17 protein-coding genes, 1 tRNA gene and 2 pseudogenes are annotated in these 16,462 nt (G+C 44.8%); 9 read left to right on the top strand and 11 right to left on the bottom strand.

All coding sequences use genetic code 11. The features are described 5' to 3' along the window. Positions 1-27: 27 nt before the first annotated feature. On the bottom strand, positions 28-477 hold the full coding sequence (locus tag ACOJUR_RS06275) for a Rossmann-fold NAD(P)-binding domain-containing protein (RefSeq protein ID WP_420949538.1): 450 nt from the start codon (positions 475-477) through the stop codon (positions 28-30). A gap of 192 nt (positions 478-669) precedes the next feature. Between ACOJUR_RS06275 and ACOJUR_RS06270 the strand changes: the two genes are divergently transcribed. The 3 genes and pseudogenes from ACOJUR_RS06270 (at position 670) to ACOJUR_RS06260 (ending at position 2,984) form a co-directional block, all read left to right on the top strand. Next, positions 670-1,494 (top strand): MGDG synthase family glycosyltransferase, encoded by an 825-nt coding sequence (locus ACOJUR_RS06270; RefSeq protein ID WP_420950514.1) that lies wholly within the window; start codon positions 670-672, stop codon positions 1,492-1,494. 15 nt (positions 1,495-1,509) lie between these two features. Next, positions 1,510-2,535: pseudogene (locus ACOJUR_RS06265) on the top strand (glycosyltransferase). 373 nt (positions 2,536-2,908) lie between these two features. Then, a tRNA-Lys gene (locus ACOJUR_RS06260) sits at positions 2,909-2,984 on the top strand. A gap of 32 nt (positions 2,985-3,016) precedes the next feature. Here the strand turns inward: ACOJUR_RS06260 and ACOJUR_RS06255 are convergent. Then, positions 3,017-4,054 (bottom strand): EAL domain-containing protein, encoded by a 1,038-nt coding sequence (locus tag ACOJUR_RS06255; protein ID WP_420949537.1) that lies wholly within the window; start codon positions 4,052-4,054, stop codon positions 3,017-3,019. Between the two features lie 138 nt (positions 4,055-4,192). Here ACOJUR_RS06255 and ACOJUR_RS06250 point away from each other — a divergent pair. Beyond that, positions 4,193-4,696, top strand: a pseudogene (locus tag ACOJUR_RS06250) (3D domain-containing protein); the annotation flags it as partial. A gap of 57 nt (positions 4,697-4,753) precedes the next feature. Here the strand turns inward: ACOJUR_RS06250 and ACOJUR_RS06245 are convergent. Beyond that, a complete protein-coding gene (locus tag ACOJUR_RS06245; RefSeq protein WP_420950513.1) occupies positions 4,754-5,113 on the bottom strand; it encodes a DUF86 domain-containing protein in 360 nt (119 codons plus the stop codon). Positions 5,114-5,383: 270 nt separating this feature from the next. Here ACOJUR_RS06245 and ACOJUR_RS06240 point away from each other — a divergent pair, with 270 nt between their 5' ends. Both ACOJUR_RS06240 and ACOJUR_RS06235 read left to right on the top strand, forming a co-directional pair. Next, entirely contained in the window at positions 5,384-7,126 is a 1,743-nt protein-coding gene (locus ACOJUR_RS06240) for a 2-oxoacid:acceptor oxidoreductase subunit alpha (protein ID WP_420949536.1), read from the top strand. Further along, positions 7,114-7,980, top strand: a complete 867-nt coding sequence (locus ACOJUR_RS06235; protein WP_072873450.1) for a 2-oxoacid:ferredoxin oxidoreductase subunit beta — start codon at positions 7,114-7,116, stop codon at positions 7,978-7,980. Before ACOJUR_RS06240 ends, ACOJUR_RS06235 begins: the two co-directional genes overlap by 13 nt. Positions 7,981-7,983: 3 nt before the next feature. On the opposite strand, the gene ACOJUR_RS06230 is transcribed toward ACOJUR_RS06235, so the two are convergent. After that, positions 7,984-8,454 (bottom strand): NUDIX domain-containing protein, encoded by a 471-nt coding sequence (locus ACOJUR_RS06230; protein ID WP_420949535.1) that lies wholly within the window; start codon positions 8,452-8,454, stop codon positions 7,984-7,986. 38 nt (positions 8,455-8,492) lie between these two features. Here ACOJUR_RS06230 and ACOJUR_RS06225 point away from each other — a divergent pair, with 38 nt between their 5' ends. Continuing rightward, on the top strand, positions 8,493-8,795 hold the full coding sequence (locus ACOJUR_RS06225; protein ID WP_420949534.1) for a hypothetical protein: 303 nt from the start codon (positions 8,493-8,495) through the stop codon (positions 8,793-8,795). Here ACOJUR_RS06225 and ACOJUR_RS06220 read toward each other — a convergent pair. Both ACOJUR_RS06220 and ACOJUR_RS06215 read right to left on the bottom strand, forming a co-directional pair. Continuing rightward, entirely contained in the window at positions 8,754-9,257 is a 504-nt protein-coding gene (locus tag ACOJUR_RS06220) for a divergent PAP2 family protein (protein WP_203114477.1), read from the bottom strand. The genes ACOJUR_RS06225 and ACOJUR_RS06220 overlap by 42 nt on opposite strands. Positions 9,258-9,303: 46 nt before the next feature. Then, complete coding sequence (locus ACOJUR_RS06215) at positions 9,304-10,386, bottom strand: M42 family metallopeptidase (RefSeq protein WP_072873454.1); 1,083 nt, start codon at positions 10,384-10,386, stop codon at positions 9,304-9,306. 200 nt (positions 10,387-10,586) lie between these two features. On the opposite strand from ACOJUR_RS06215, the gene ACOJUR_RS06210 reads away from it, so the two are divergent. Continuing rightward, on the top strand, positions 10,587-10,907 hold the full coding sequence (locus ACOJUR_RS06210) for a YunC family protein (RefSeq protein ID WP_072873455.1): 321 nt from the start codon (positions 10,587-10,589) through the stop codon (positions 10,905-10,907). A gap of 5 nt (positions 10,908-10,912) precedes the next feature. On the opposite strand, the gene ACOJUR_RS06205 is transcribed toward ACOJUR_RS06210, so the two are convergent. Continuing rightward, complete coding sequence (locus ACOJUR_RS06205; protein ID WP_072873456.1) at positions 10,913-12,151, bottom strand: glycosyltransferase family 2 protein; 1,239 nt, start codon at positions 12,149-12,151, stop codon at positions 10,913-10,915. An 83-nt stretch (positions 12,152-12,234) separates the two neighbouring features. Between ACOJUR_RS06205 and ACOJUR_RS06200 the strand changes: the two genes are divergently transcribed. Further along, positions 12,235-12,837: a DedA family protein gene (locus ACOJUR_RS06200; protein ID WP_242650247.1), complete on the top strand. Its 603-nt coding sequence runs from the start codon at positions 12,235-12,237 to the stop codon at positions 12,835-12,837. Here ACOJUR_RS06200 and ACOJUR_RS06195 read toward each other — a convergent pair. The 4 genes from ACOJUR_RS06195 to ACOJUR_RS06180 form a co-directional block, all read right to left on the bottom strand. Next, positions 12,811-14,067, bottom strand: a complete 1,257-nt coding sequence (locus ACOJUR_RS06195; protein WP_306953018.1) for an HD domain-containing protein — start codon at positions 14,065-14,067, stop codon at positions 12,811-12,813. The two genes, ACOJUR_RS06200 and ACOJUR_RS06195, sit on opposite strands and share 27 nt — an antisense overlap. Before the next feature lie 72 nt (positions 14,068-14,139). Beyond that, the gene (locus ACOJUR_RS06190; RefSeq protein ID WP_072873459.1) at positions 14,140-14,496 is read right to left on the bottom strand and encodes a HesB/IscA family protein; all 357 of its coding nucleotides are present in this window, start codon (positions 14,494-14,496) and stop codon (positions 14,140-14,142) included. A gap of 22 nt (positions 14,497-14,518) precedes the next feature. Next, positions 14,519-15,001: a thioredoxin-dependent thiol peroxidase gene (gene bcp, locus ACOJUR_RS06185; protein WP_203114479.1), complete on the bottom strand. Its 483-nt coding sequence runs from the start codon at positions 14,999-15,001 to the stop codon at positions 14,519-14,521. 4 nt (positions 15,002-15,005) lie between these two features. Beyond that, positions 15,006-16,460, bottom strand: a complete 1,455-nt coding sequence (locus ACOJUR_RS06180; protein ID WP_072873461.1) for an aminotransferase class I/II-fold pyridoxal phosphate-dependent enzyme — start codon at positions 16,458-16,460, stop codon at positions 15,006-15,008. Between the last annotated feature and the right edge of the window lie 2 nt (positions 16,461-16,462).

Raw genomic sequence — 16,462 nt, 5'->3', positions numbered from 1 at the left:
CAAGCAGCGAATCTGACAGTTGAACGTTCAAAGGTTCATCATCCTTTCCGGAATATCCTGTAATACTTCGCTACGGAACCATTCCACTGCATTTTTCAGTGCTATATCAATCGATGTCTGCGGCAACCCCAATTCTCGAACAGCTTTTTGCGCTGTAAAATACATTGGACGTCTGGCGAGTTGTACGCCAGCAAGCGGCACACGCGGCGTGTGTCCCGACAAAGCTGATAGGACAAACTCATCCATGACTGCCGCCGTCCATGCCACCCACAACGGAATGCGCAAGCGCGGAGCAGCGCAACCAGCAATTCGAGCGATACGCCCAACGAGATCGCCAAATGTTAGATTTTCATTGCCCAGTATGTAACGTTCTCCCGTCTTACCTCGTTTCCAGGCTAAGAGATGCCCTTCTGCAACATCCTCCACAGCCACTAGATTCAGACCTGTTTCCACATAAGCTGGCATTTTCCCAGTCATGGTATCAAGGACGATGCGGCCCGTCGGAGTCGGCTTGATATCCCCCGGACCGACATAGGAAGAGTAGCGACAGCTACAATATGGGCGCGATGAAGACGATCGGAAAGTGAACCGACAACGAATGATGAGAGTGCAGCGCCAACAAGGGCCAACAGGGAAAGCTCGGCTGTACTAACGGTTTATCCCAAAGTTATCATCTGCACACACCCGCTTCCGATGGCAGTTCTCTCTACGATGCGACGCCAAAATGAGAAGGTGCCGCCGGTCTTTGGTGTCGTTACAGACTATGTTCTACATGGAGAATGGATCCAATCGGATTTAGACCGCTACTACGTTCCTACACGCCGGATGCAACAACAACTATCGGAACATGGAATCGACAGCAAACGAATCATTGTCAGCGGTATTCCTGTACGGGAGGCATTTTCTGAAACCATCGATACACATGCTGCTCGAGCCGCGCTCAACTGGCCAGACGTACCCACTGTGCTTTTTCTGTCGAGTGCCCTCGGAACTTTGGGAGGAGTGGTAGAAGCTTGTCAAGAACTTCTTCTCTCACGCGAGTATTTTCGCCTTGTGGTCATCTGCGGTCGAGACACGACATTAGCCGAGAAACTTCGTCAATTAATTGCAAAAGACACATTCCACCCCATTGAAGTTTTAGGCTATGTCCACAATATTGCTGACTATATGCGTGCCTCCGACATCATTGTCACCAAAGCCGGCGGCATCACATTGTCGGAAGCCTTATCTTTACAGCGAACCATCGTCATATATCGTCCGATTCCAGGGCAAGAATCCGGCAATTCTCGCTGGGCTGCCCAGCGTGGCGCAGTGGTGATAGCCAAAACACCAGAGTCGCTTTGCGAGCAAATAGAAACATTACTTGCCAATGATGCTCTACGGATAACTTTATCCACACGCGCTGGACATTTGGCAAAACCTCATGCAGCCAGACGCATTGCCAGCGACGCTTGTGAAGCAGCGGGAAAAATAAATCGTATGACTCGTAACTAGGATGGTGGGGCAAAGATGTGGACGATCGCTATAGGAGCGCTTACATGCCTAGCCTGGTTTTGGCTGCTGTTCTTTCGCGGACGATTTTGGCAAACCCATTTACAGTTGACCGCGCAGCCATTGTCAAAAAAGCATCAGACGTTTAATTGGCCCAGCGTATGTGCGATTGTACCTGCACGAAATGAGGCTGACATGATTCCTCAAACGTTAGGTGCTCTGCTCAATCAATCCTATCAAGGACACTTTTCAGTCATTTTAGTGGACGACCAAAGTCATGATGAGACTGTTCAGGAAGCAAAAAAGACGGCCGTTTTGTCAAAACATCCAGAGCGACTGACGATTGTATCGGCTCCCCCTTTACCAGAAGGTTGGGCAGGAAAAGTGTAGGCTATGCAAACAGGACTGCTGCATGTGCCCGTGGACACTGATTTTCTATGGTTTACAGACGCCGATATTTTTCACCCTCCTCACTCCCTGGAACGTCTAGTGGATAAAGCATGTCGCGATTCGTTTGATCTCGTTTCCATCATGGTTCGCCTCCACTTTACTGGGTTTTGGGGCTCCCTTATGATTCCAGCCTTCGTGTACTTTTTTGCTAAACTATATCCTTTTCGTTGGGTGTCTCGTGATCATCACCCCAAAGCGGCGGCGGCAGCAGGTGGCAGTATTTTGGTCCGACATTCGTTCATTGGAACAGAAGACGGATTGACTCCCATAGCCGGAGCACTGATTGATGATTGCTCACTAGCGCGACTCGTTCAATCTCGAAGAGGAAAACTTTGGCTTGGATTGGGTAATGAGGTAACAAGTCTACGCGCCTACCCTGGGCTTGGTGCTGTTTGGAAAATGGTAACCCGTTCAGCCTTTGTCCAATTGCGTTATTCACTCTGGCTTTTATTGGGTACGGTGCTTGGTATGCTGCTACTCTATGTTTGTCCGGTTGTGTTAGCTTGTACGTCATTGTTTCGCATAGTAGAAAAGCTGATATCACCAGCAACAGAAAAATTTTTTACATATTCTAGGAACACAACTGTTGCTTAGCGCCGCTCTAAATGTAAGCGCATGGGTATTGATGTCCATCAGTTTTATTCCCATTTTACGCTGGTATCGAGTCCAAACATGGCGGGCGGCTCTATTACCTCTGTAAATTATAAGCCCTTACGTCAGCGATTGAATCTCATCCTGGAGTTGGAATCACGCCTTTCCGAAGTAATACTGAGTTCCACAGAACCATCCCACTTACACCTTTCATGGCTTGTTCTATATTAAAATTAAAACATATAGGATGAATGATGCATCCACCCTTTCTCTGAACAGAGTAATTAAAAAAGAAAATTTTTCTTTTCAACTATGGGCAAAAACCACTTGCAACCATTCAACATTCATGATATGATACATCTCGTTGTCCCGATACGAGCCATTAGCTCAGTTGGCAGAGCACCTGACTTTTAATCAGGGTGTCCCGCGTTCGAGTCGCGGATGGCTCACCAAAAAGCCGCACAGTTGATGCGGCTTTTTATTTTCATAAAAATACTTCAGAATTTGATGAAGGTGAGAAACTCGGCTTACCGTAATAGTATCCCTGTTGCCAATCGTATCCGATTTCCCTTAAAATTCGAGCCTCTTCAGCAGATTCAATCCCTTCCGCCAGAGCTATAGCATTCATAGAAGAAGTCAGTCGATAAATTTTCTCTGCTCGATCGCGTTTTTCTTTATCCAAATGTATATTTTTAACAAATTTTCGATCCAATTTGACAACATCTGGCTCTAAGGCGAGTAAGGTAGATAGATCATTAAAACCCTCACCCACATCGTCTAGCGCATATCGAAAACCTTCTCTTCTATAATAAAGGAGAATACGTTTCAGGTGTTCCAAATTGTCTACTCTTTCTGTCTCCACAACTTCAAATACGATGCGTGAATTATCAATTCCGTTCTCGTAAGCCGCTTTCATTGTTGTTTGTAAGCAGTGTTCTGGTATGTAAATAGACGTAGGTATAAAATTTACAAAAATCAACTGTTCTTGACTCAGTTGTTGCCCTGCTTGAATACCCTTGATGCGGCATGTTCGATCTAAACGAAAAAGCTCACTTTGATTGCGGGCAGATTCAAATAAGAGTGCTGGTGAAATCAAAGACCCATCTGGCTTCAGAGCTCGAGCAAGCATTTCATAGCCAATCGTTTGCTTATGCTGAACATGAACAATCGGTTGATACATCATATGAATTTGATCGCGTTGGATAATCTCATCAACCCACAGCACCGGTCTTCTGGCTACCACCTCATGGAAAGTCACATGATTCATTTTTTCTATTTCACTGCCTAATTTCACGGCTTCGTAAAAATCCCAATTTTCTAAGGAGTAATATTCACTCCAAAACGACAAACAGTCGAAAAATAATCGATTTCCTACCCATAATTGCGAATGATTAACAGGCTGCCATTCTTTTTGCGAGTGCTGAGAGAGCGATTGAATCACTTCTTGCAAGACGGACGGACGATCTACCTCAATCATATATCCCTTTACAGTTCCCATACATAACGGACAATTATCTAGCATGAACTTCCCCCCAAATAAGCAGAATTTCATTCATGTCGATCATTCGTCACTTGTCTCCATTTTCCTCATTCATTCCGATTAAAATCAATTTATTTCATACCATGTATAAACTTCATCTAATTTTGGCAAGGTACAAGCATGATTATTTCTCATAAAATGCATTCCATCATTGCATGTATCATCAGTTTGTGCAGTGGATTGGCTTGTCCTGCTTCGCTTGAAACCCATCCACTTCATGAAGCTGGAAAACTGAAGCAGGAGAAACAAGCAACGAGTTTAAAAGCAACTCCAGATGTCAATTTACAAAGTACAGTTCCTAAACATCCTGCATTACAAAAGGAAAAAATTTTATTGAAAGAAGAAGGGCAGGGAGATTTTACACTCACCGCTTACGCTCTAGATGCAGGGTGTACGGGCAAAGCTCCTGGCATGCCAGGGTTTGGAGTAACCTCAACAGGAGCTAGGGCAACCGTAGGCAGAACCATCGCTGTTGATCCGCGCTATATTCCTTATGGAACCCTTGTCTATATTGAAGGACTTGGTTGGCGTATTGCGGAGGATACAGGTGGCGCTATCCGCGGCAGACATATCGATGTCCTGTTGCCCTCCCATCAAGCGGCTATTGAGTTTGGAGTTAAACATCATCAAAAAGTAAGATGGTTTCATATTGCAACCGAACCATCGAAAGAAAATGTTTCTTCAATAAGGATGCTCCATATAGCTCCGGAGTTGTTTGCAAAAGTTTCGCAAATATCCACGCTGACTCTGCAAAGCGAAAAAGATATCCGCATTGGGAATACGCGCGAGCTCTCTGAGCAAACGAGTTCTCAAATCGATAAGAGGGAGGAGTTGTTCAAATAACGATTGACTCAAAATTTTTTCCTCAACCAGCACAAGCAAAATATCTGAGTATCCTCCAGGATCACGCATAACCATAGCATCAATAATGTCTGAAGCTGCGTTGGTCATTAATTCTACTGCGATATAGAGGGCTCGCTCGGCAGCAAGTTTCTGTGTCCAATCCTCCTCCTTCTCGCCTTGCTCGACTTGCGAGTCCATCCACTCAATCATTTGTTCTAAATCATCCAATTGAGCTTCGATTTTTTTCTTCATTACATCCGTCAAATACATTCATTCCAGCCTCCCGTTTCTCGGTTCACTCGCGTAAAGTATAATGAAACCCAATAAAATCGACAAATGGAAAGGAGGACACAGACTTATTTTTGTAGAATAGTCTAAATCTATCGACTGTATGATGATTTAGATAAGTTTTAAGACCTTTCCTTTCAAACTTTGTATTTGACAACCTCATTAAGGAAGTGAAGCTGCTTGCTAACTGAACTGTCCTGGAAAGTTGGCGGTCAACAAGGTGAAGGTGTTGAGAGTACTGGTGAAACGTTTGCCGTAGCACTCAATCGTCAAGGGTATTATATCTATTCTTTTCGTCATTTTTCTTCAAGAATTAAAGGCGGGCATTCTAACGACAAAGTGCGCGTAAGTCTTATCCCTCATCGAGCTATTGCTAGTTACACGGATATTTTATTGGCATTTGACCAAGAAACCATTGATCTGAACGCTTCTGATGTAAGAGAAGGCGGCATAGTGATTGCCGATGCTAAATTTAAGCCCACTGCTCCCCAACATGTTCAACTTGTCAGTATTCCGCTGACACAGCTTGCTGAAGAAAACGGATCGGCCATTATGAAAAATATGGTGTCACTCGGTGCCTCCTGTTATCTACTCGGATTGTCTCTCGATGTATTTCGATCCGTGATAGAAGAAAAGTTTTCCCGCAAAGGTGCAGCGGTTGTTGAGCAAAACATGCGGGCGCTACAAAGCGGATACGATGCCATCAAAGAGCAAGCCACACCTGATATGCTCATGCCACTAGCTCCCGCTGATGGTGTGCCACGACTTTTTATGATGGGCAATGATGCTCTTGGTCTTGGCGCCTTAGCTGCTGGTGCTAGAGTGATGGCTGCTTATCCTATCACTCCTGCTTCTGACGTGATGGAATACCTCATTAAAAAGATGCCTAAAGTGGGCGGCGCAGTGGTTCAAACAGAGGATGAAATTGCAGCTATGACCATGACTATAGGCGCAAACTATGGCGGAGCGCGAGCTTTCACTTGCACATCTGGTCCGGGGTTAGCATTGATGATGGAAGCTATTGGACTTTCTGGAATGACTGAAACGCCAACTGTGATTATTGATACACAACGCGGCGGCCCTTCTACTGGTCTACCTACTAAACAAGAACAATCTGATTTTCTCGCAGCGCTCTTTGGCACTCACGGCGAAATTCCTAAAATTGTGCTAACCCCAGCCACTCCTGAAGAGTGTTTTCAAGCGATGGGTGAAGCGTTTAATTTAGCTGAACAATACCAGTGTCCGGTCATTGTCATGACTGATTTGCAACTTTCATTAAGCAAACAAACAACAGAACCGCTCAAGTTGTCCGATATTTCCATACAAAGAGGTTCCACCTTGATGAACGACATACCTTCTGAAAACATCCATGACCAATTCAAGCGGTATGAACTGACTGCCAATGGCGTGTCACCTCGAGTTTTGCCTGGCACGAAAGGTGGATTACATCACGTAACGGGTGTAGAACACAGTGAAATTGGGCGCCCTAACGAAACCTCGCTGAATCGGCAAAAAATGATGGAAAAACGCATGCGAAAACTGCAGGGTGTTGAACTCAATCACAGTGTATCCTGTCACGGCAATCCAAACGCAAAGACTGTGTTGCTTGGAATTGGTTCTAATTTTGGCGCTCTGGAAGAAGCGGTTGAAATATTAGAAAAACAAGGTATCTCCTCCACTCATGTTCATATTCATAAACTTTTACCCTTTCCTGTTCAAGCCCTTCAAGAAGCATTTGCTCATAAAGAAGAAATTTTTGTGGTAGAAAACAACGCAACTGGACAAATTCGTCATTTACTCGGATTTTTTAACGTTTCGACGAATGGCGCCCTACACTCAATTTTAAAATTCGATGGTAGCCCTTTTTTACCAAAAGAGATCGCCGAAGAAGTCGCGAGGAAGGTGAGCGTATGGCAAGCATGAAAGATTTTCGAAACGAAGTCAGACCCAACTGGTGCCCCGGTTGCGGAGATTTTTCTGTACAAGCAGCTATTCAACGCGCCCTTGGGCAATTGGATAAAGAACCGCATGAGGTCGCTGTTATCTCTGGCATTGGATGCTCTGGGAGAATCTCAGGCTACATCAATGCTTACGGATTTCATGCCGTTCATGGTCGAGCTTTACCAACAGCTCAAGGAGTCAAGCTAGCTAACCGTAATTTAACAGTCATAGCCGCTGGGGGAGATGGAGATGGATTTGGCATTGGGCTCAACCACTTCATCCATGCGGCTAGACGCAATATGGATATTACTTATATTGTTATGGATAACCAGATTTATGGTCTGACGAAAGGGCAACATTCTCCAACATCTGCGCATGGTTTTCAAGTCAAAACAACACCGCATGGAAATATTGAATACCCACTGATGCCAGCACAATTGGCTTTGGCAGCAGGCATCTCCTTTTTAGCGCAAGGATTTTCGAGTGAGGTAGGCAAACTGGTAGATCTGATTGCTGCAGGTATTCAACATAGAGGTTTTGCGTTGATTAATGTCTTCAGTCCATGCGTCACTTATAATAAGGTGAATACTTATGAGTGGTATAAAGAAAATTTGATATCTGTAGACGATCTCCCTGACTATGATGCTGCTGATTATGGTCGCGCCATGAATCTTGTACGTGAACACCATGGACTGGTAACGGGTCTCATTTATCGTGATGCGACTCGACCAGCATATGAAGATATGATTCACAACTATGCCACGACACCTCTGGCCGCAAGTGAACTGCAACTAGATGCATCCTTGTTTGAAGAAGCTGTTAAGGAATTTGCCTAAACTTTAATTTTTTTCAAAAAAATTCTTCGCCAATTTTCTGTAAAGTTCAGTATACACGCCATCTTTGACTACAAAAGACATATCAGGCCGATCCTTTACCGTATCCGGTGAAGGAGTCGGCCGAAAACAGCGTACATCAACAATTTCACTGCTGGCAGGTCTTTTTTGTATATCTTCCAGTTCACAGAGATAAACCCATTTCACATGAAAAGAATCTTTCTCCACAGGTACTAAATACTGCATGATTAATTGTGGATTCGTAATAAGCGCACCCGCTTCTTCAAAAACTTCGCGGCGTAAGGCTTGTTCTGGTGGCTCATTGGATTCTCTTTTTCCCCCAGGCAATTCCCAGCCACGCTGAGGATGCTTCACCCAAATCCAGCCTCCGGAAAAAGGGATAACAGCCAATATTGCCGCAGGTTCTCTAGCTGCACTAAACGGGAACCATTCCCATTCAATGGCTCTACTGAACATATCCGATGCTCCATTCATTAAGGAAAGGATGAAAGAATTTGCGAGATAAAAAAACAGAAGATGAACTACTCAAATCATTACCAGATGGGCACAGATTAACTCATAAAGAATTTTTTGTGTACACTACAGAAAAAACATCTTATGAGATTGAGTTGTATTCAGAAATAAACGGACCCTATTATGCTGTGGGTATTCCTCAAGACGGACCCGTGGTGATTTACGGCTCTTCACGTACAGATAGCGCTTATAATGCCATTCAGATGGTTTTAGATAAAATTCAGCGTGAAGAACATCACTTTTTACCAGATCCACCATTTTCCAAAGACGATGCCAATGAGTAATCCAATCACAGCTCCCAGTATGACTTCCTGCGGCTCATGACCTAAGATCTCTTTTAATCTTTCCCCTTCTTGTTCAACAGAAGAAGATGAACTGTCTGATTCTGAATTAAGAGAAAGCTCCATGGCAATGCGATTCAATAAAACGGCATGCTCTCCCGCATGACGACGAATCCCCCCCGCGTCATACATAACAATCGCGGTAAAAACTACAGACGTAGCAAATATGGGAGATTGTGGACCGACCACATAAGCCAGCGCGGTTGTCAAAGCCATTACGCCAGCGGCATGCGAGCTCGGCATGCCACCAGCGTCTATAATTTTATGCAATTCCCATTGGCGAGTACGAAAATAATGAATCGGTATTTTCAGTATTTGGCCAACACATATGCCAACCAAAGCAGCCATTAAGGGGGCATTTCTCCATAGGCCCTCCAAAAAACTGACCAAATCATGGTGTATCATGAAACTCCCCCACTCTGCTCGTCAGCTTTACAACATCCATCCCATTTTAATACTGGTTTCGAATTCGTTCTACTGTCTCTTTATCTAACCTTTTGACCAGTTCTGTACAAAGTTTGACACCCTGCTCAAAATCATCGTGGCAGTAAATTGACGTATGACTATGAATATATCGGGTTGGATAGCCAATGGCCACAGACGGAACTCCGCTGCCGCTGATATGGAAACGCCCAGCATCTGTTCCACCTCCTGATATAGATTCCACTTGGCAAGGAATCCCCACTTCTGCTGCCGTATCTAAAACAAAATCTCGGAATACCGGATTGGGAATCATGGAAGCATCAAAGATAACTAGCAAAGGTCCTTGACCACATTTGGACAAAGCATCCGACTTCGTCAATCCTGGTGTATCACCGGCTATTCCAACATCTAGCGCAATTGCGATATCCGGCTGAATTTCATTCGCCAATGTGACAGCGCCGCGCAAACCAACCTCTTCTTGAACAGTCGCACCAGCATACAGAATATTGGGATGTTCCGTATTTTGCAAAGCATCCAATACACCAACCGCGGTGGCACAGCCAAGTCGATTATCCAAAGCTTTAGCGCAATAGAAATGACCATTTCCCAAACGAGTAAACGGACTCCAAGGAACAATGGCATCTCCAGGACGAACGCCCAGTTCTTCCGCTTCCGCTTTGTTCTTGACACCGAGATCGATAAACAAATCTTTGATATCCACTGCTTGTTTGCGTTCTTCAGGTTTCAAAATATGTGGCGGCTTAGAACCGATGACTCCTGTCAGTTTGCCTTTTCTCGTATGTATCGTCACTCTCTGAGACAGCATGACTTGAGACCACCAGCCACCGAGTGTCTGAAATTTAACAAAACCTTCGTCCGTCAAGTATGTAACCATCATGCCGATCTCGTCCAAATGCCCTGCAAGCAGAACGCGTGGTCCATCTGCTTGTCCGACTTTCTCGCCAACCACCCCACCCATACCATCTTTAATTAACCGATTGGACAGTGGGTTAAGATATTGCTCCATTAAAGACCGAACCTCTTTTTCAAACCCAGGGACACCATCAGCTTCTGTCAGCGATTGAACAACTTTCAACATATCAAGCGACATTCTTTTTCCTCCTCACCATACGATCTTAAGGAAGTGAATTTCTGATTCTTGCCCCACTCTTCTGCTTTTGTTCCCTATCGTACCACATCCTCCATACAGAATGCCTTGTGCAGGCAAATCACCTACAAGGATTTTGTGCATTTGTCATACTATGAATAGGCAGAAACAAAGTTAGGCAACTCAACAAGGAGGAGAAAACCTTGGTACGACTGTATCCGATTCAAATTGACGAACAAACATTTACAGCCGTTGAAGTTCATTTACCCAAAACCACACTCCTGTCCATATCCAATGAAGTTGGCTATGTCATGTGTGGAGCACTCGATGTAGAGTTGCTGCGAACACGTTTAGCTGCACGAGAAATCGTGGCTGCACGAGCTGTAGGTGTAAAAACCATCGAAGAATTATTGATGGGACAGGTGGAAAGTTGCACACAATCAGCGGAAGCACTGGGTATCTTTCCTGGAATGTCTATTCGAGAAGCTCTACAACGTATGAGTACTGTCAAAAGTCAAGCATGAGCCTGTTACAGTTCATCCATACGTATACTGCGTTTATGTTCTGTATGACTCCATCGTTGATCAGAACAGGATAAAAACGCATAGAGTGTAATTGGCCCCCAGGTCCAAAGAAATATAGGCAACAAAGGAAGCGCAAAATATGCACGCCAATTTACTTTCTCAAGAAACAATGCAAAGGGTATCTGCAAATAGAGAATAGCGCTTATCAGAATCCAAAAATAAGTTGGCAATAAGCCAGACAGATGGTTTATACCCATATCGCTAGAGATGGAGATATGAAAAAACACCATAAGAGATATGAGAAAAAGGATCATAAAGCGTATGGGTTGAAAAAGATAGAGCGCCGCATCCAATTGACGAACGTCACGTTTTTGCAATGCTTTGCTAAGAAGAGGAAAAAAATTTCGCTTTGCACAATAAAAATGACCTCGCATCCATCGTATCCGCTGACGTAGAGAAGAAACAAGGTCTATTGGTTTTTCGTCATATACCCTAGCTTCATGCGCCCACACAGGATAAATACCACGCCTAATACAACGCACGCCAAACTCCAGATCTTCCGCCAATCCAGTGGCGTGCCAGCCCATTTCTGCTAAAAGGTTGAAATCCACACATACACCCGTACCACCGAGTGAACAAGCAAGCCCCAGATTATTCCTGGCTTTTTGCCACATGCAATTACTAAACCAATATGAAACAGCCTGTGATACCGTAACCCAACTGTCAAACGGATTTTTCACTCCTAGATAACCCTGAATAACTCGATGGCCTGTACATAAATGATGATTCATTGCTTGTAAAAAATCGGCTTCTACCAAATTATCTGCGTCAAAAATAAGTACAGCATCATAAGAGACAGACATCTCTTGGAGTCGTTTCAACATCCATTCAATAGCATAACCTTTGCTGCGTTGTGTCGATTGTTCCCGGCAGTGCACCTTAGCACCGTGGGCTAAAGCTACCTCCGCTGTATGGTCAGAACAGTGATCAGCAATCACATGAATGTCATAGAGATGGCTGGGATAGTCCTGAGCAAACAAACTATCCAGCAAAAAGCCAATCACTCGTTCTTCATTATGAGCTGGAATCAGAATGGCGAATTTTTTTTCCGGAGAATGGGTATGCGGTTTTTTGGCAGGGAAATAACCAGGGAAGGAAAGTAAAGTTTGATATATTCCTAGTAGGCTGGCAAAGATTTGTATTCCTAAACCCATCGTGTGGACAAAAAAGCGCCAAATATCCATACGTCACTCAACCCGTCTTTCAGATTGTCAGTCATACTCTCATCGTTTACGATAGTAGAGGTATCACAAAAAGGAGGAAGACTGTGTCTAATCATTTTAACCTATGGATTGCCCACGATGGCTATTTCGGCTTATTTCTGCTCATGCTTTTAGAAAGCGCCTGTATCCCTATACCCTCAGAAGTCGTTGTTCCATATGCCGGCTATCTTTCACACCAGGGTACCCTTTCCATTGTTCCTGTCATTCTAGTCGCAACTTTAGCTAATGTGGTTGGCGGTTATATCGCCTATATGATTGGCTATTATGGCGGTCGACCCTTTGTGCTTAAATATGGACGATTTATTCTCCTGAATCCCCATCACCTCGAGAAAGCCGAACAGTGGTTTGCAAAATATGGGGAAATCACCGTATTTCTAGGCAGACTAGTTCCTGCGGTGCGCACCTTTGTTTCCCTGCCTGCAGGTATGGCGAAAATGCGTTTAGGAAAATTTTTATTTTATTCGTTTCTCGGTTCCTTACCCTGGAATATCGCTTTAACCATCGCCGGTTATCAGTTGGCCGCACATTTTGATATCATTGACAAACATTTGAAACCATTGAGTACCATAGGCGCCGTTATTCTAGGATTAGCAGTTTTATGGTTTTGGTTTGGGCAACGTTCAAGACGGATAAACAGAAACTTGTAAGAGGCGGCGGATTCGTTCCGCTGTCTCTCCATTCTCCAAAAAAATCTCACGCGGCAAGAATAGACAAAATTCCTCTGAGGTTGAGAGCTCACGCACCAGTTTGGAAAGTCGGCTTAGTTCTACTTTGTCACCTTTTTTCGTAGCAATTGAAATACCTTCCCCATGATAGATATAAGCAGTAATTCCAGAAGTTCTCCCGGCAAAGTAATACTCTGGATCGTAGCCGTTGGCCCGTATCAAGGTGCGCAACTGAGCCCTGATCTCCAAAGAAGGTTCACTGCAGACAATCGGATAGAGTAATCTTCTGTACAGAAAACGCTTGGATAAATCCGCCAAAACCTCATCTTTACTTCCACTCCATAAATGAAACGCATAGGTAAGCGTAGACTCATCCAACGCAAGGTATTCTTTTACGGAAAGCGGGCGAGAATCTTCATGAAGTATAGCCGTTAACGCTTTTGGAAGGTACAAAGCTGCTGTCTCCTGCTGCTCGCGAGCGCGTTTGAGAATATTCGCCACAAGTACATCGCTGCCAATTGTAACGGGATGCAAATAGACTTGTGCATACATGAAATACCGCGCAAGAATATATTGCTCGACTGTATGAATGGCATTTTCCGAGATCGCGACCTGACCATCACTAATCACTATAGAACGAAGAATTCTTGCCAATTCAAAACTTCCGTAAGATACACCCGTATGTAAACCATCTCGCAGCAGATAGTCCATCCGATCAACATCCAATTGACTGGATATTAACTGTTGTATTATTGGAAACTTCCCTCTTTTTTCTAAAACACCCACTAAATCTTGCGCAAAATCTGTGTCTATTTCGTCCAGCCTGCGACGAATCTCTTCATCTTCCAAGAGAATTCTCCGAGTCCAGTCCTCGTGGTGATAAGCGTACACCTTTTCAAAAGTATGCGAAAAGGGGCCATGTCCCACATCATGCAAAAGCGCAACAGCTAAGGCAAGTTTCCGATCGCGATCGGAATACGGCCAGCCAAAGCGCTTCTGCAAATGCTGCAAAAGTCGTCGCATCGTCTCATATGCGCCTAGAGAATGACTGAAACGGCTGTGCTCAGCACCATGAAAAGTGAGATAGGAAGTGCCCAACTGACGAATTCTGCGCAATCGTTGCACAGCAGCCGTATTGACGAGTGACCAAATCCAGGCATCGTCCACCACAATTTCATCATGTACTGGATCTTTCAACACTCGCTCAAACACAGGCATCGTCCTCTCAAACGTCAAAGAGGGCTTACGGAAAACCCGCAAGACCCTCTGGTGTACGCTAATTTTTCAATCACAAGAACCAGGCTGGCCTGCTTCAGTGGCAGTACGAAAACTGCTTCCACAGCCGCACATGGAAGTTGCGTTGGGATTGTTAATTTTAAAACCTTGTCCTGTTAAATCGTCCACATAGTCAACCTCTGAACCATCTATCAAATGAAGACTTTCTTGATCCACCAAAACTGAAACACCATTGAGGGTAAAACGTAAATCGCCTGGTTTTTCAGAGTCAAGCGCCATACCATAAGAGAAACCAGTGCAACCCCCAGGCTTGACAAAAAGACGCAGAGCGTTTTCATCGGGGCGATTTCGTTCCTCAATCAACTGCTGGATTTTTTCAGCCGCCGCTTCTGTCAGCGTGACCATATCCATCCCTCCCGCATACAGTTTACTCCTGAGCCAATGACCTGACAACTTCCAGAACTTTGTCAGCGTGACCATCCACGCGAACGCGCCGAAAAACTTTCGCTATTTTGCCTTCCGAGTCGATGACAAACGTTGTCCTTTCTAAACCAATGGTCTTTTTCCCATACATGTTTTTCTCACGAATTACACCATATGCATTGCAAACTGTTTCATCAGGATCGGACAAAATCGGAAAATTAAGTTGATATTTCTCACTGAATTTTTCATGAGATTGCACATTATCACGAGAAATACCGTAGATTTTAGCCCCAATTGCAGAGAATTGGCCTGCTAAATCGCGAAAAGCACACGCTTCCTTTGTACAACCTGGTGTATCGTCTTTGGGGTAGAAGTAGAGCACCACCGGTTGTCCCTTCAATTCAGACAGATGGACTGTCTCTCCATATTGATTCGGCAAAGAAAAATCAGGAGCATCCATGCCAGGTTTTAAATCGACAACGTCCATACACTCACTTCTCCTTTACAACTTTTAAAGTGCGAATTTCCGGATCATCAGGTCCTTGAACAGGAAGACCGGCTCTCAGATTGGCTTCAATATATTGGAGGCTTTCCCGGGTAATCGACTCACCCGGCATCAGTATTGGAATACCCGGCGGGTAAACCATAATCATTTCAGCAATAATTCTGCCTTCCGACGCTTCAATGGGCACCACTTCTGTCGCAGCATAAAAAGCTGAACGCGGTGGCATACAGAGTGTTGTCTCAGGTGGTGTGCGAACTTCTAACGCTCGAGTTTGGCGACGCTCTTCATAGGTTGCGGAAATATCCTCAAGGGCCAGAACCAGGCGCTCTACATCTTCTTCTGAATCTCCCCAAGAGAGAATGCAGAGGATGTTATAAAGATCGCTTAATTCTACCTCAATGTTGTATTCTTCACGCAAAATACGTTCTACATCGTAACCTGACAACCCCAAATCTTTCACAGAAACGGTTAGTTTTGTAGGGTCAAAGGCAAATACCGCGCTATTGCCCGTCAGCGGACGAAGACAAGTGAGGCCGGGAATTTGATCGATTTTCTCACGGGCGTGATTGGCTAATTCGATGGCTCGTCCAATCGCTTCGTGTCCGTGAAGAAAAAGTTCACGGCGCGCCACATCCAATGAAGCGAGTAACAAATACGATGTAGAAGTTGTGGTGAGCATACTCAACACCACCTGGGCGTGACGTGCATCCACCATGCCTTCACGAATATTTAAGACACTTGACCCAATGAGACTGCCGCCTAACTTGTGTACACTTGTCGCCGCCATATCTGCTCCTGCCTGCATCGCGGAAATGGGTAACGCCTCATGAAAGGCGGTATGCACACCGTGCGCTTCATCCACCAATACTGCAACACCGTATTGATGCGCCAGCGATACAATGCTTTCCAAATCTGCTGCCACACCGAAATAGGTGGGATTGATGACCACCAGAGCTTTGGCCTGCGGGTGCTGTTCTAAAGCAGAAGCGACTGTCTCCAGTGAAACGCCATGAGCTATGCCAAAATCGCGATCGACCACTGGTTGCAAAAAAACGGGACGAGCATCAGCTAGAATAATGGCCGTCAAGACAGATTTATGAACATTGCGCGGAACTAAAATGGTATCACCTGGTCCCACGACGCTCAGAACCATAGTCATAATAGCTGTGCTTGTCCCTTGTACTGAAAAGAGCGTCACATCCGCACCAAAAGCTTGTGCGGCTAATTCCTGAGCCTGCTTGATTGCGCCTGTAGGTTGGTGCAAGTCATCCAAAGGGGCAATATTGACCAAATCTATACTGAGTGCATTCTCACCAATAAACTCTCGAAATCGGCCTGCCATTCCCCTGCCACGCTTGTGACTGGGAATGTGAAATTGCGTAGGTTGACGCGATGCATGATTGAGCAGCATATCAAAAAGCGGCGTATTGTCTTGGTTCAATG

The organism is Alicyclobacillus tolerans (genome assembly GCF_048984885.1).
GTDB lineage: Bacteria > Bacillota > Bacilli > Alicyclobacillales > Alicyclobacillaceae > Alicyclobacillus_I > Alicyclobacillus_I tolerans.
The sequence above is the reverse complement of the archived record's forward strand: the minus strand, read 5'-3'. Positions and strand labels throughout refer to the sequence as shown.

Coding starts and splice junctions, on each gene's coding strand:
- ACOJUR_RS06275 (WP_420949538.1), bottom strand. CDS start 477: ATGACTGGGAAAATGCCAGCTTATGTGGAAACAGGTCTGAATCTAGTG.
- ACOJUR_RS06255 (WP_420949537.1), bottom strand. CDS start 4,054: ATGCTAGATAATTGTCCGTTATGTATGGGAACTGTAAAGGGATATATG.
- ACOJUR_RS06245 (WP_420950513.1), bottom strand. CDS start 5,113: ATGGACTCGCAAGTCGAGCAAGGCGAGAAGGAGGAGGATTGGACACAG.
- ACOJUR_RS06235 (WP_072873450.1), top strand. CDS start 7,114: ATGGCAAGCATGAAAGATTTTCGAAACGAAGTCAGACCCAACTGGTGC.
- ACOJUR_RS06230 (WP_420949535.1), bottom strand. CDS start 8,454: ATGTTCAGTAGAGCCATTGAATGGGAATGGTTCCCGTTTAGTGCAGCT.
- ACOJUR_RS06220 (WP_203114477.1), bottom strand. CDS start 9,257: ATGATACACCATGATTTGGTCAGTTTTTTGGAGGGCCTATGGAGAAAT.
- ACOJUR_RS06215 (WP_072873454.1), bottom strand. CDS start 10,386: ATGTCGCTTGATATGTTGAAAGTTGTTCAATCGCTGACAGAAGCTGAT.
- ACOJUR_RS06205 (WP_072873456.1), bottom strand. CDS start 12,151: ATGGATATTTGGCGCTTTTTTGTCCACACGATGGGTTTAGGAATACAA.
- ACOJUR_RS06190 (WP_072873459.1), bottom strand. CDS start 14,496: ATGGTCACGCTGACAGAAGCGGCGGCTGAAAAAATCCAGCAGTTGATT.
- bcp (WP_203114479.1), bottom strand. CDS start 15,001: ATGGACGTTGTCGATTTAAAACCTGGCATGGATGCTCCTGATTTTTCT.